At 58.2% G+C, this 12,695-nt stretch carries 11 protein-coding genes; 5 read left to right on the top strand and 6 right to left on the bottom strand.

All coding sequences use genetic code 11. The features are described from left to right. Positions 1–12: 12 nt before the first annotated feature. Positions 13–507: an RcnB family protein gene (locus AC6I8P_RS03160; RefSeq protein WP_031279558.1), complete on the top strand. Its 495-nt coding sequence runs from the start codon at positions 13–15 to the stop codon at positions 505–507. On the opposite strand, the gene pdxR is transcribed toward AC6I8P_RS03160, so the two are convergent. Then, the gene (gene pdxR / locus AC6I8P_RS03165) at positions 497–1,948 is read right to left on the bottom strand and encodes a MocR-like pyridoxine biosynthesis transcription factor PdxR (RefSeq protein ID WP_498030965.1); all 1,452 of its coding nucleotides are present in this window, start codon (positions 1,946–1,948) and stop codon (positions 497–499) included. The two genes, AC6I8P_RS03160 and pdxR, sit on opposite strands and share 11 nt — an antisense overlap. A 105-nt stretch (positions 1,949–2,053) precedes the next feature. Between pdxR and AC6I8P_RS03170 the strand changes: the two genes are divergently transcribed. Next, positions 2,054–2,764: a GNAT family N-acetyltransferase gene (locus AC6I8P_RS03170; RefSeq protein ID WP_127834572.1), complete on the top strand. Its 711-nt coding sequence runs from the start codon at positions 2,054–2,056 to the stop codon at positions 2,762–2,764. Between the two features lie 25 nt (positions 2,765–2,789). Here AC6I8P_RS03170 and AC6I8P_RS03175 read toward each other — a convergent pair whose 3' ends face one another. The 3 genes from AC6I8P_RS03175 to AC6I8P_RS03185 all read right to left on the bottom strand — a co-directional run bounded on the left by AC6I8P_RS03175 (position 2,790) and on the right by AC6I8P_RS03185 (position 6,693). After that, a complete protein-coding gene (locus AC6I8P_RS03175) occupies positions 2,790–3,596 on the bottom strand; it encodes a hypothetical protein (protein ID WP_498030966.1) in 807 nt (268 codons plus the stop codon). 196 nt (positions 3,597–3,792) lie between these two features. Continuing rightward, complete coding sequence (gene opgB / locus AC6I8P_RS03180) at positions 3,793–6,093, bottom strand: phosphatidylglycerol--membrane-oligosaccharide glycerophosphotransferase (protein ID WP_127834570.1); 2,301 nt, start codon at positions 6,091–6,093, stop codon at positions 3,793–3,795. 210 nt (positions 6,094–6,303) lie between these two features. After that, a complete protein-coding gene (locus AC6I8P_RS03185; protein ID WP_021506760.1) occupies positions 6,304–6,693 on the bottom strand; it encodes a tautomerase family protein in 390 nt (129 codons plus the stop codon). Between the two features lie 120 nt (positions 6,694–6,813). On the opposite strand from AC6I8P_RS03185, the gene AC6I8P_RS03190 reads away from it, so the two are divergent. Continuing rightward, a complete protein-coding gene (locus tag AC6I8P_RS03190; protein WP_275028065.1) occupies positions 6,814–7,737 on the top strand; it encodes a LysR family transcriptional regulator in 924 nt (307 codons plus the stop codon). Here the strand turns inward: AC6I8P_RS03190 and AC6I8P_RS03195 are convergent. Further along, on the bottom strand, positions 7,711–8,730 hold the full coding sequence (locus AC6I8P_RS03195) for a glycosyltransferase family 32 protein (RefSeq protein ID WP_262265063.1): 1,020 nt from the start codon (positions 8,728–8,730) through the stop codon (positions 7,711–7,713). The two genes, AC6I8P_RS03190 and AC6I8P_RS03195, sit on opposite strands and share 27 nt — an antisense overlap. 415 nt (positions 8,731–9,145) lie before the next feature. Here AC6I8P_RS03195 and AC6I8P_RS03200 point away from each other — a divergent pair, with 415 nt between their 5' ends. After that, a complete protein-coding gene (locus tag AC6I8P_RS03200; protein WP_211727426.1) occupies positions 9,146–10,099 on the top strand; it encodes a YncE family protein in 954 nt (317 codons plus the stop codon). Between the two features lie 15 nt (positions 10,100–10,114). Here the strand turns inward: AC6I8P_RS03200 and AC6I8P_RS03205 are convergent, their stop codons facing one another. Continuing rightward, positions 10,115–10,669, bottom strand: coding sequence for a histidine phosphatase family protein (locus AC6I8P_RS03205; protein WP_021506764.1), 555 nt, complete (start codon positions 10,667–10,669; stop codon positions 10,115–10,117). Between the two features lie 590 nt (positions 10,670–11,259). Here AC6I8P_RS03205 and AC6I8P_RS03210 point away from each other — a divergent pair. Beyond that, on the top strand, positions 11,260–12,648 hold the full coding sequence (locus AC6I8P_RS03210) for an MFS transporter (protein WP_498030967.1): 1,389 nt from the start codon (positions 11,260–11,262) through the stop codon (positions 12,646–12,648). The last annotated feature ends 47 nt before the right edge of the window (positions 12,649–12,695 follow it).

Here is a 12,695-nt window from a genome sequence, read left to right on the forward strand (position 1 = left end):
TGGAAATCACCAATGCGCAGGACACACGTCACCCTTCTTTCAGCAGGAATTTTTCTGGGCGCTTTAAGCCTGACGCCAGCAGCGCTGGCAGAAGGTGAGCAAACCGATAGCGTACCGATGCCGCCGCAGGTGCAGCAAACCGCACCGGACGCCTCAGCGCCAGCGGCCACCAGCGATGCGCCCGCCAGCAGTGAACCGGCAGAATCCAGTGGCGATGTCGCGCCGATTCGCCCGTCACAAAACGGTCCGGGTGAAGCGCCATCCGCCGCCAATAATTACGATCTACACACTATCATCATCGATTACAAAGAGTATAAAGTCGGTGACGTCGTGCCGGATGAGTACCGTAAAAAGCAGTACACCATCGTTGAGTGGCAGCCGCGCCACCTGCCTGCACCGCAGGAAGGCACGCACTGGGCTTACATCAACGCTAACTACATCCTGATCACCGACGACAGCGGCAAGATCGTGATGGGCAAATCCGGCGACATTTTCTTCAAGGGTTAATGCCCGGCAGCAGGCGCGCTAACTGCGCCACGCCTGCCATTATCTGACTGGTGCTGGTATTACCGTATCCCAGCACCAGTCCCTGCTGTTTTTGCCCGCCCAGATAAAAGCCGGACAGCGCGCCAGGCGCATAGCCATGGCGAAACAGCTGCGCCGTCAGCGCCACATCATCCACCGTATCCGCCAGCGGCAACACCAGATGCATGCCGCACTCACCGCCCAGCAGCGGCACCTGAGTACCATATGTCTCCTGTAGCGCAGCCCGCAACGTGGCCTGCCGCTGACGATACAGACGGCGCATTTTGCTCAGGTGGCGATTGAAATCCCCGCTGCGTAAAAACAGCGCCAGCGCCTGCTGTTCCGGCCGGTTACCGCCGCGTAACAGCTCATGCAAGGCCGGCCGCAGCCGTGGCAGTAGCGGGGCAGGCAGCACCATGTAGCCGATGCGCAGCGCCGGAAACAGGGTTTTGCTGAAGGAGCCGATGTAAATCACCGGCGTCGGCTGCGCCATGCCCTGCATCGCGGCGATGGGCTCGCCGCTGTAGCGAAAATCGCTGTCGTAATCATCTTCGATAATCCACGCCTGATGCCGCTGTGCCGCCGCGAGCAGCGCCAGCCGGCGCGCGGCGCTCATGATCGCGCCGGTGGGATACTGATGCGTCGGCGTGGTGTAAATCAGCCGCGGCGGGCGCTGTTGCCAGTCCTGCGCTGTCGGTGCCAGTCCCTGCGCATCTACGGCAATCGGTTCGATCTGCAGATCGCCGAGGCGCATCGCCGCTTTGGCGCCGCGATAGCCCGGCTCTTCCACCCAGCCGGTGTCACCACGATTGGTGAGCAGCGCGACGCATAGCGTCAGCGCCTGCTGCGCACCTTCGGTAATCACAATCTGCTGCGGCGCACAGCGCACGCCGCGCGCCAGCGCCAGATGCTGCGCCAGCGCCTCACGCAGCGCCAGCTCACCCAGCGGATCGCCATAGCCCAGCAGCTGTGCCTGCTGCGCGGTTTGATTGAGCGCGCGACGCCACTGCGCCAGCGGGAAATGCGCCAGCGCCGGCGTGCTCGGGCGCAGCGCCAGCTCCTGGCTGGAGAGGCGATGCAGCGAGTGCAACCGGGAAGCGCGCGCGGAAACCGGCCAGTCGGCGCTGTCGTCGGACGCCTGCGCTGGCAGCGGCGTGTGCGCCAGTCGGCTGACGCGGCTTCCCTGGCGGTCGCTGAGGATAAATCCTTCCGCCTGCAGCTGTGACCAGACGGCGATCACCGTATTGCGCGACACCTGCAGTTCAGCCGCCAGCTGGCGGGTCGCCGGCAGGCGAGTGCCCGCCGCCAGCTGACCATTCAGTATCGCCTGGCGCAGCCGCTGATACAGCTGCTGTTGCAGCGTCAGGCTGCCGTCGGCCTCTAACGGTGCCAGCAGCAGCGAATGCCGGTTTAATGCGCGCATTGGCGCCTCCGTGGATCTATCGATTTGTCACATTGTGGCGCTTTTTCCTGAACCAGCAAAGTGGCACGCTGCACGCTGTCACTCTCACACAGAAGGAATCGCCGTATGTCATCGCAGACCAATCGTTATGGACAACCCATCGGCCCGGCGCTGGAGGCGTGGCAGCCGCGCCCGCTGCCGCAGGGGCAGATTTTCACCGGACAATATTGCCGGCTGGAGCCGCTGGATGCCGCACGTCACGGTCGCGAGCTGTATGCGGCTTATGCGCTGGCGGAAGATGACCGCGACTGGACCTGGCTGCCGGTCGGGCGCTTTGACGATGAAGCGTCTTATCTGGCGTTTGCGCAGCAGTGCCAGCAGAGTCCGGATTACCTGCACTTCGCGGTTATTGACCGGCAAAGCGGGCAGGCGATCGGCTCGCTGGCGCTGATGCGCATTGAACCGCAGCACGGTGTGATGGAAGTCGGCTTTGTGGTGTTCTCTCCGTTGCTGAAGCAAACCCGCATGGCCACCGAAGCCCACTATCTGCTGATGCGTTACGCCTTCGAACAACTCGGCTATCGTCGCTACGAGTGGAAATGCGACAGCTGTAACCAGCCGTCGTACAACGCCGCACTGCGGCTGGGCTTCCGTTATGAAGGCACGTTCCGTCAGGTGGTGGTGTATAAAAATCGCAGCCGGGATACCGCCTGGTTCTCTATCATCGACAGCGAATGGCCGCAGGTGAAGTTGGGCTTTGAGCGCTGGCTGGCGGCAGACAATTTCGACGCCCGTGGGCAGCAACGCGCCAGGCTGGAGACATTACGTCAGGCCTGACGCGCGCGCCGGGCTGGCTACCCGGCTAACCGGCAAAAATATATTTGGCGGCTGACAACACAAAGGCGCTGGCCATCGCCATCATCAGCCGCCGATGCCAGAGATTATCGCGTTTGAGCTCATTGAAACCGAGCTGCATGCGATGGTCGAGATCCAGCAGGCGCTCATCCACTTTTTCAAAGCGTTTATCAATTTGCCTGAATTGCTCATCCATCTTTTCAAAGCGTTTATCAATTTGCCTGAATCGCTCATCGATTTGTTCAAAACGCTGATCGATTTTCCTGAATTGCTCATCGATTTGTTCAAAGCGTTGATCGATTTTCCTGAATTGCTCATCGATTTGTTCAAAGTGTTGATCGATTTTCCTGAATTGCTCATCCATCTTTTCAAAGCGTTGATCAATTTTCCTGAATTGTTCATCGATTTGTTCAAAACGCTGATCGATTGTCCTGAATTGCGCATCCACTTTTTCTAAGCGTTTATCGATTTGCTTGAATTGCGCATCCATCTTTTCGAAGCGTTGATCGATTTGTTCAAAGCGTTGATCAATTTTCCGGAATTGCTCATCGACGTTGTCAAATCGCAGCTCAATGGCTTTAAACGTATGGCGGACCTCATTTTCAAAATGCCTGAGGCTCTGTGCCAGTTTATCGACACGTTGCGAGGTGGCGTGATTTGCCCGCATCACGCCTTCCATAGCCTGCAAAAGGTGCGTTTTGGTCAGGCTGTTTTCCTGCTGCATTTCGGCAAAAATGTCGACCATCACTTCGGCCTGGTGATCGGCCACGCCCGCCTGCTGCAGCGCTTTGAATGCCTTATGGGTGTTCATCATCGTCGGTATCATCCCTGTTGCTCCTGGTCGCCTTTCCTGTTGCCTGCAAGGTTATCCAGGTGGTGATAGTTGCACCATGTGATGATGTGGATTTTGCGCGACGTCTCGAAAAATATCAATTCGTACAATGAGTAACGCTAAGCGGCAATAAAAAGGGCCTGCACGCTGGCAGGCCCTGGTCTGGCACGCATTTTTATCACTTTTCGGGCTGCGGAATTATTTTTATCTCCGCCATGCCGATACCGAGTTTGCGTGGATCCTGACCGGTAATGTTGCCGAGATTAGACAGCTGTGGTTCTGGCGGCGTGATGATCAGGTTGCGGCTGGCGCCGGGGTTGGTGAAATGCAGCGTTTGCGTGGAGAACGCGTCACCCAGATTGAGCTGCTGCACTTGCTCGCCGACGCGCACCGGAATCGGTCGATGGGCGTTAGCCCCATAGGCGCGTGCGGTGATCACCACGTCAAAACGCGCCGGCAGCGGATCGACATATTCAATGTTCACCTCCGGCGCGAGGTTGGCGTTCGACCAGCGCCCCCAGCTTTCCGGCCGTGAAATACCGCTAAAGCGCTTCACGCTGGCCGGCGCGCCCGGCACGGTCAGCAGGAAGCTGTCCGCCTGGTAGCGAATGGCATTATCCTCGATGCGCATTTGCTGCTCGTTGAGCTGGTAGGTCGCCGCGCTGACCTTCACCTGCGGGAACTGCGCTTTACCCTGCCACACCGGCTGGTCGATGCGCGTCACCGTGGGCTGTCCGCCGGTCTGGCCCATCGCCAAGCAGAGATCGGTCGAGAGCGCCAGCGCCGGCTGCCACAGCCGGCCCATTTTGAAGCAGCGATCGACCCAGACAAACTTATCGCTGGCGGCAAAATCGGCCAGCTGGAAGCGCAGCGGCGCGGCGTATTCGCCTTCCGGCAGCGGCTCTACCTGATGATCGGATACGCGGAACAGGATCGGCAGCCTGAACGTCGCGCCCGAGAAGCTAAAGGTATTTTTGGGCTGGTCGATGGTGAACGTCTTCATCTGGCTGGGGAAATTCCACAGCTGAATGATATCGGCTTTCCACGCCGTGACCTTCTTCGCCATGTCATCGAACTGGCTGGAGAGCGAGGCTGAAGACAGCCCGCTGCGGCCAAGGCCAATCGCGTTATCCCCGCCGAGAATATCCAGCACCGTGGCGCCGTTATCCAGCGTGCTGCGCTTGCCGTCCAGCACCTCGGCCTGCGGCTGGTCGCCGCGGATCACCATAAACAGATCGCGGCGCGGCTGCTTGATCAGATACTGATGCGCCGTGTTATTCATCGCCAGATGATCGGAACTCACCACAATCACGGTGTTTTTAAACCACGGCGAGGCTTTGATGCGGGCAATCAGGCGCGCCACGTGCTCCTGGGAACAGGCCACCGCGCTAAACGACTGATTGGGTTTACCGTCATAGCTGTAACTTTTGCGCTGGCAGCTGCGCGAAATAAAGCCGTCCGGATGGTGAGTGTCCACGGTGAGCGTAAACAGCGCAAAGCGTTTCTGCTGACGCGACAGCTCCTCATACTTTTCAAACACTTCATCCATCACCGTATCGTCGTAAAAGCCCCAGTTGTTACGGTAGCTGGGGTCGGCGACGCGGCTCTTCAGCTCCTGCGAGCCGTACATGTTGGCGGCATCAAAACCGTGCGACAGCAAAAAGGTGTCTTTGCCGGCAAAGCGCAGGTCTGCGCCCTGAATAAACCAGTTCTCATAGCCGGAGTGTTTGAGGATATCGCCGAGGCAGATATTTTGCGGATAGAAGCTGGAAAGCGAAGCCGAGGCGTTGCCGTCGAACGGCGCAAATAGCGGAATACCGCACTGCGACGCTACCATGCCGGCGATGGTGTAATCGGTGCCGGGCAGTTGCTCGGTGTTGCTGAAGTCAATGCTGTGATCTTTTTCGCGGCTGAGTTCCGGTGCCAGGCCAGGAAAAGCCTGTTGATCGAAGTAGGTGCGCTCAAGGCTTTCGCCGTAGATATACACCAGGTTGAGCTTCGGCGCGTTAATCTGCTTATTCGGCGTTTTGTAATAGGTTTCGAAATCCGAATCGGCCTGACGCGCGTGAGAAGCGATCAGCTCTTTCACCTGGCGAAACGCCGGCGTGGTTTGCACCGAGCCGGCAGCACAGGCGATCGCCAGCAGGCTCCAGCCGAGATGATGCGGACGTTTATGCCGGCGCAGCACCCAGGAGAGAAAACAGAACAGTAAAAACAGGCCGATGATCAAGCCAAGCGCCGGTACCACATATTTGCTCACGCCCGCGCCGGTCAGGCTGTTGGTCAGGGTGTAGAGCACCGCATCGTTGATGCCATCGCCGGTAAAATAGTTGCTGGCATACAGCGTGGCGTTGAGCACGATGAACAGGGTGAGCAGCAGCAAGATCAGGATAAACCAGAATTTATTTCGCCCGGCTTTATACGAATAGACTGCGATCGCAGCCAAAAAGAGCACTATTGAAAGCAACTCCAACGGCAGATCCTCACATTAAGTAAAAAGAACGCGTTACCTGCGTCTGCGGCCCTCTGCGGGGGTTTTGCGTCAATCTATATTGGCTGTCACAGGGCTGCAACACATCCAACCAGATTTGTGCGATGCATTGCGAATCGTTTAAGGCGAGTTTAGGCGGAGTCTGATTTAGTCTGGCAGCAACCGGCGCGCTGCTGCCAGCCAGGGCGGGCGCGGGCGTTACAACTTACCGGTGAGATACTGCGCTTCGCCGTCGGCAAAGCTCCAGTCACCTTTGCTGTTGGTGATAAAACTGATCATCAGATCGTTGCCCTGCACGCCACAATTCTCCCGCAACTCGCGCGCTAACTCTGCCATGAAGTGCGTTTTCTGTTCTTCACTTCTTGGGCTGGTGTACACGCGTACCATCACCAGATTGTCGCTGCGCGCAAAGCCCAGCCCGGTATCCTGAAAGACCATCTGATAACGCTTGTTTTCATGAACAATCTGGTAACGATCGCGCGCCGGAACCTTAAATGCCGTGAGTACTGCGCGATGCGCGGCGTCGAGTAAGGTGCGAATCTCTGCTTCAGAACGGCCCTGAATAACATCAAAAGTCAGTAACGGCATCAATAAATCCTCGTTTTTGCCCACGCGGAAAGAGTAGGATGAAACGCTATGCTGCCGCTTGCTGCCGGAAAGAAAAAGCGCGCTGATTAAAATGATTATTTATTATTTTGAACAATCCTGATGAAAGAAATTAAAACCGATGCACTCTGGGTGCATTTGCACTGGCTGACGGTGCTGGCGGAACAGGGCAGTTTTACCCGCGCGGCTGAACGCCTGGATGTCAGTAAAGCGGCGATGAGCCAGAAAATCAAAGAACTGGAGCAGATGGCGGGCGTGGCGCTGGTGCAGCGCACCACGCGCAGCGTGCGGCTGACGTCGGCCGGTGAAAAGCTGGTGGACGACCTGCGTGAGCCGTTTGCGCGCATTGCGCAGAGCTTCTTCAGCGTGCGTGACGAAGCCGGGCCGGTGCGCGGCCTGGTGCGCATCAGCGCGCCGGTGGCGTTTGCCCGGCAGCAGCTGGTGCCGATTATCGGCGACTTTCTGCGCGACTACCCGCAGGTGCGGTTGCAGCTTAACGTCAGCGATCGGCTGGTGTCGCTGGGCAGCGAAGGATTCGATCTCGCCATTCGCCACAGCCAGCAGCTGCCGGAAACGCACGTCGCGCTGCCGCTGTGTGAAACGCGCACGCTGCTGGTGGCCGCGCCGGATTATCTGACCCGTCACGGTACGCCAGATACGCCGCAGGCGCTGCAGCAGCATAACTGCCTCTATTATCCGCGCGGGCTGGAGTCGCCGCAGTGGCGCTTTCGTCTGCACAGCGATGACAACGAAACGGTGCAGGTGAAGATTCAGGGTAATTTCGCCACTAATAACAGCGAGTCGATTCGTGACGCTGCGCTGCAGGGGCTGGGCATTGCCATGCTGCCGGACTTCAGCGCCAGCGCGGCGCTGGCCAGCGGCACGCTGCAGCAGGTGCTGCCGGAGTGGCAGGCGGTCGATGCCTTTGCCGACCGCCTGTGGGTGGTGCGGCCTTACGCAGCGCAGGTACCGCGTGCCGTCACCACCTTTATCCACTGGCTACGCACGCGCTTTGTTGATGGGTGAGGCCAGCGGCGCGCTGAGCGGTGCTGTGGGCTGCATCATCGCCCCCAGCAGGCTGCGACGGTTATAGTTACCGAGACGCAGATTGAAGTCGAGATGCAGCTGCTCAATGCCGCTCAGCTTGATCACCGGCGGCGGCGTATGCGGGCGCTGATGGAATAGCACCGTGTGCGCAAAGGCGTCACTTTGCCAGTTGCTCAGCCGCTGATAGTAATACGCGTTGGCCTCACATTTACGCAGATACAGGTTCACGCGGCGATGTTCGCGCATCGCCGCCTGCTGCGCCAGCGAACCCAGCTGCTGTGCGGGCTCGGCGATTTTCTGAGTCAGCAGGGCAAAATCATCGCGCTTTGCCAGCTCATTAAAATAGTTGTGCGCCCCCAGATGCTTGATCGGCGCGTACTGTTTTTGCCACTCGCGAATAAAAGGATTATTGGGCGCAGCGGCGAGAAACCAGTTTTCAATCACCGGTGCCAGATAGTTGACGGTGGCAATTTCGCGGTAATAGCCAATCACATCCATGCGGCGTTCCTGATGCGCACGGTGCACCCAGCTCAGGTCTTCAAATAACAGCGTGCTGCAGTCAATCGCAATCCCGCCGTAGCGTAATAATAATTCGAGGCGAATGACTTCACTTTTTTGCTGCTCACTTAATTGTGTCGAGGTAAAAATAAAATCCGGCAGGACTTCTTTAAGCGTTAAACGGTTTAATACATACACCTGATGGTCGGGATTATCCTGACGCAGCTGCTGGATATTTAACGCCATCGATTTCGGTAAATATTCATTGTCCCAGTACATCCAGACTTTTTTGGGTATTTCCGGCAGCGCTTTCTCACCCGAAAGCAACACGATATTGTCCTCTTCGCTGGGATCATATTCCGGCGCGCAGAGCGCAGTATGCTGTTTTTTCTGCAGTAATGTCTGGCCGGTAAAGGCGATTCTCTGCCAGTGTTGCCAGAGCGTAAGGGCTGGCTGGAGACGTTTTTTTGTCATGATGCACCTGATTATTGTGATTATGGGGAGCAAGGATTCCCTGATGCTGGCGGCTTGAGCGCGCTTATGTGTCCTGACGGCTGTGTGTAAAAAGACTACCCTTGCTTAATAATCGATCCGCAGCGGCAAGGCTACGAATTTTTTTCGCTTTCAGATTTACCGGAAACGCCGGGATCCGGGATGGCTAAAAAGAGGTATCAATAAAATGATGAGGGAATGCGTTTTTTATTTTTGCTCGATTAAGACTATTCCTAATAAAATAACCCTCTGCAGGCACAGGCCGCGGCGCGGAATAAAAATGAGCGATCGGCGGTCCGTTAACGGCGCTGTATTTTCCCCTGGCCTGGCCGCCGCTTGCCCAACGCGGAGGCAGGTTAGCTACGCTTAGAGCAGGCAACGAAAAAAAGGAGGCACTATGCAGCCACACAAGCGTGGGTTACTGGCGGTTGATAAGCAGGGCAACCGCGTGCTGTTTCTCAATCCCGACAGCTTCGCCGTTGAGCAGGAGCTGAATGCCTTACCGCCGCGACCGCATGAGCTGCTGATGCTGCCCGCGCTGGAGAAGGCGTATGTGCCGATCTACGGTGATGGCGTCCACGGCGACAATCCGCATCCGGGGCATAAGGTGGCGATTATCGATTTGCGCCGGCGGCAGATTAGCGGCTTTATCGATCTGTCACCGCTCAAGGCACCGCACAGCGGCCAGCTGGGGCGCGATGGCAAAGTGTATCTGTGCTGTGAACACAGTGCCGCGGTGGCAGTGATCGATCCGCACAGCGACACGCTGGAGAAAACCATCCGGCTGCCGTCGCACAACGCGCACCGGCTGACGCTGTCGCCCAGCGGCCGCAAGCTGTTTACTGAAAACGAAGAGGATGCCAGCATCACGGTGGTGGATTTGTGCGAGGCGGAAGGGCGCATCATTGACAACATCCTGCTGCCGGGACCGATTGCCGGCATTGCCGCCTCGCCAAAGCACCCCTATCTGGTGGCCAGCGCGGCAGACGCGCCGCTGCTGTACGTGGTGGATCGTCAGAGTCACCGTATCCGCCAGCGCATCACGCTGCCCGGCCATCAGCAGCCGTGCCAGGTGGTGCGCTTCAGCGCCAGCGGTGAGCGGCTGGTGGCGATTGGCGACGGGGAAGGAGTGGTGACGCTGTTTGACGACTTGCTTAATCCATTGGGTGACGTTGCGGTCGGCAATCAGCCGATGGATGGCTGTTTTAGCGCCGATAACCGCAGCCTGCTGATCGCTAATCAGGGTGACGGTTCGCTTAGCCTGATCGATCTGACGCAGATGAAGGTCATCGCCACGCCGCAGGCTGGCACCGGCTGCGAAGTCCTGAGCTACTTTCAGCTGTCGTCCTGAGTGCGACGGCCGCCATCAAATAAATGGCCGGTGATAAATCGCGCTGCTCCAGTGGCGGCTGCTGGCGTGTTTTTCTGCCTGCCAGCCGCGCTTGCGCAGTTGGCGCGCAATCAGTTTGTTCATAATACCGTGGCCCACCAGCAGCACCGTGCCCTGTTGCGACAGGGCAATCAGTTTGTCTGCCGCCCGCTGCGCGCGCTGCCGGGCATGCTGCACTGATTCCACGCGTCCGGCGTAACCGCATAGCCACAGCAGGCGCAGCAGCGCCAGCCACAGCGTCAGCGGCAGATGCAGGCGCGCGAACGGCAGCAGCGGCATCGCCACTTCACTGAACACCTCATCCACGTCCTGCGCCTGCAGGCCGAGCCGCGCCAGCGACGAACGCGCGCGCGGCAACGGGCTGCAGGCAATCACGCTGGCCATGCGCGCAATCGCCATACTGCGCGGCGGCGGCGCATCACAAATCACCGCCTGGTCGTAGCCTTCACACCAGTCCGCCAGCGCCCGCGCCGTAAAGCGCCCGCTTACCGGATGGTCTGGCTTGCCGTGTCGCATGAGGATAATGGTCATAATGCTCCTGAGTGAAGGTCATCCAGTCTACTGCAGGCACGCAGGATTTCGCGCGGCCCGGGCGGTTTTAAGAATAATGCCCGGGTGTCATCAAAACTTAACTGAAATGTGCGAAAACGGCGCGGTGAAAGTTTGGTCGCCGTTTTTGCCAATGATAAGCAATAGTCGTTAATCACGCAGCGTGCGTGGATTTTTTAATGACGCTGGCTGTAATGTAATGTAATGTCATGAATTAACGACGTTTTTATCTTTTTCTCATGCACCATTGTGAAGATAAGTTAATTATTTTCCTGTTGATCACTTGATTTATCTACGCGCGTAGATAGACTGTCTTCACAGTGACAACTCACGGTGCCAGAGACGAAGTTGGCCTTGAGATGACCCAGTTACATTTGCCGTGCTAATGCGATCGATGAAAAAAACATCGGCGAAATCAGGCAAATAGATGAATTCCAACACCAGGGAATTCTTTACTGACCTTTCATCCAGGTTTGCCTACTGAACGTCGCCACCGGGGAGTTCCGCTTGTTGCCAGGGAACCGACCCACGGATGGGCGTTTACTGTTTTCACCTCTTTCAGGGAAATGGTTATGACGGTACATCACTCCGTTACGCAACAAGGTTCACCCGCTTCCGCCGCCGATGCGCGGCTGGAAACCACCTCCGGGCGCAAAGATTTCTGGCGCGCTACCTTCTCCTGCTGGCTGGGCACCGCGATGGAATACGCGGATTTCGCCCTGTATGGCCTCGCTGCCGGCATCATTTTTGGCGATGTATTCTTCCCCGAAGCCACCCCGGCAATGGCGCTGCTCTCCAGCTTTGCCACCTGGTCGGTCGGCTTTATTGCGCGCCCGATCGGGGCGCTGCTGTTTGGCTGGATTGGCGATCGCAAGGGCCGCAAGGTCGTGATGATCAGCACCATCATTCTGATGGGTGCTTCAACCACGCTGATCGGCCTGATTCCTTCCTATGCAACGATTGGCCTGTGGGCGCCGGCCTGCCTGGTGCTGCTGCGTTTCACGCAGGGGCTGGGCGCCGGCGCAGAGCTCTCGGGCGGCACGGTGATGCTGGGTGAATACGCGCCGGTTGAGCGCCGTGGCCTGGTGTCGTCGGTGATTGCGCTTGGTTCCAACAGCGGCACGCTGATTGCGTCGCTGGTGTGGCTGGCGGTGATTCAGATGGATAAAGCCACGCTGCTCGACTGGGGCTGGCGTATTCCGTTCCTCAGCAGCGTGCTGATTGCTGCGGTCGCGCTGTGGATTCGCCGTCATCTGCGTGAAACGCCGGTATTTGAGCGTCAGCAGGCGGAACTGCAGGCGCAGCGCCATGAAACGCTGGCGCAAAGCTCGACGCAACCCGACAGCCGCAGCTTCTGGCAGCGTAGCCGCGCCTTCTGGACCATGGTGGGCCTGCGCATCGGTGAGAACGGCCCGTCCTATCTGGCACAGGGCTTTATCGTCGGCTACGTCGCCAAAGTGCTGATGCTGGACAAATCGGTGCCGACCACCGCGGTGTTCATCGCCTCGCTGCTCGGTTTTCTGATCATCCCGTTTGCCGGCTGGCTGTCAGATCGCTTTGGCCGACGCATCACCTATCGCGGCTTCTGCCTGTTACTGATGGTCTACGCCTGGCCCGCCTTTAGCCTGATGGACAGCCGCGAGCCGGCCATCGTGATTCCGGTGATTGTAGTGGGCATGGCGCTGGCGTCGCTGGGCATCTTTGGCGTGCAGGCGGCGTGGGGCGTGGAGATGTTTGGCGTCAAACACCGTTACACCAAAATGGCGGTTGCCAAAGAGCTGGGGTCTATTCTTTCAGGAGGCACCGCACCGCTGGTGGCGGCGGCGCTGCTGTCGTTTACCGGCCACTGGTGGCCGATTGCCGTGTACTTCTCGGCCATGGCGACCATCGGTTTCCTCACCACCTTTGTGGCACCGGAAACGCGCGGACGCGATCTGAATCTGCCGGAGGATGCTATCTGACGCGCAGGATCGTGCAACATTCTTTGATTACGCTGGCCGGTACTCCC

The organism is gamma proteobacterium symbiont of Lampromicra miyakona (assembly GCF_059730895.1).

Excerpts from the sequence above, each read along its gene's own strand:
- AC6I8P_RS03160 (WP_031279558.1), top strand. The coding sequence starts at position 13 with ATGCGCAGGACACACGTCACCCTTCTTTCAGCAGGAATTTTTCTGGGC.
- pdxR (WP_498030965.1), bottom strand. The coding sequence starts at position 1,948 with ATGCGCGCATTAAACCGGCATTCGCTGCTGCTGGCACCGTTAGAGGCC.
- AC6I8P_RS03170 (WP_127834572.1), top strand. The coding sequence starts at position 2,054 with ATGTCATCGCAGACCAATCGTTATGGACAACCCATCGGCCCGGCGCTG.
- AC6I8P_RS03175 (WP_498030966.1), bottom strand. The coding sequence starts at position 3,596 with ATGATGAACACCCATAAGGCATTCAAAGCGCTGCAGCAGGCGGGCGTG.
- AC6I8P_RS03185 (WP_021506760.1), bottom strand. The coding sequence starts at position 6,693 with ATGCCGTTACTGACTTTTGATGTTATTCAGGGCCGTTCTGAAGCAGAG.
- AC6I8P_RS03190 (WP_275028065.1), top strand. The coding sequence starts at position 6,814 with ATGAAAGAAATTAAAACCGATGCACTCTGGGTGCATTTGCACTGGCTG.
- AC6I8P_RS03195 (WP_262265063.1), bottom strand. The coding sequence starts at position 8,730 with ATGACAAAAAAACGTCTCCAGCCAGCCCTTACGCTCTGGCAACACTGG.
- AC6I8P_RS03200 (WP_211727426.1), top strand. The coding sequence starts at position 9,146 with ATGCAGCCACACAAGCGTGGGTTACTGGCGGTTGATAAGCAGGGCAAC.
- AC6I8P_RS03205 (WP_021506764.1), bottom strand. The coding sequence starts at position 10,669 with ATGACCATTATCCTCATGCGACACGGCAAGCCAGACCATCCGGTAAGC.
- AC6I8P_RS03210 (WP_498030967.1), top strand. The coding sequence starts at position 11,260 with ATGACGGTACATCACTCCGTTACGCAACAAGGTTCACCCGCTTCCGCC.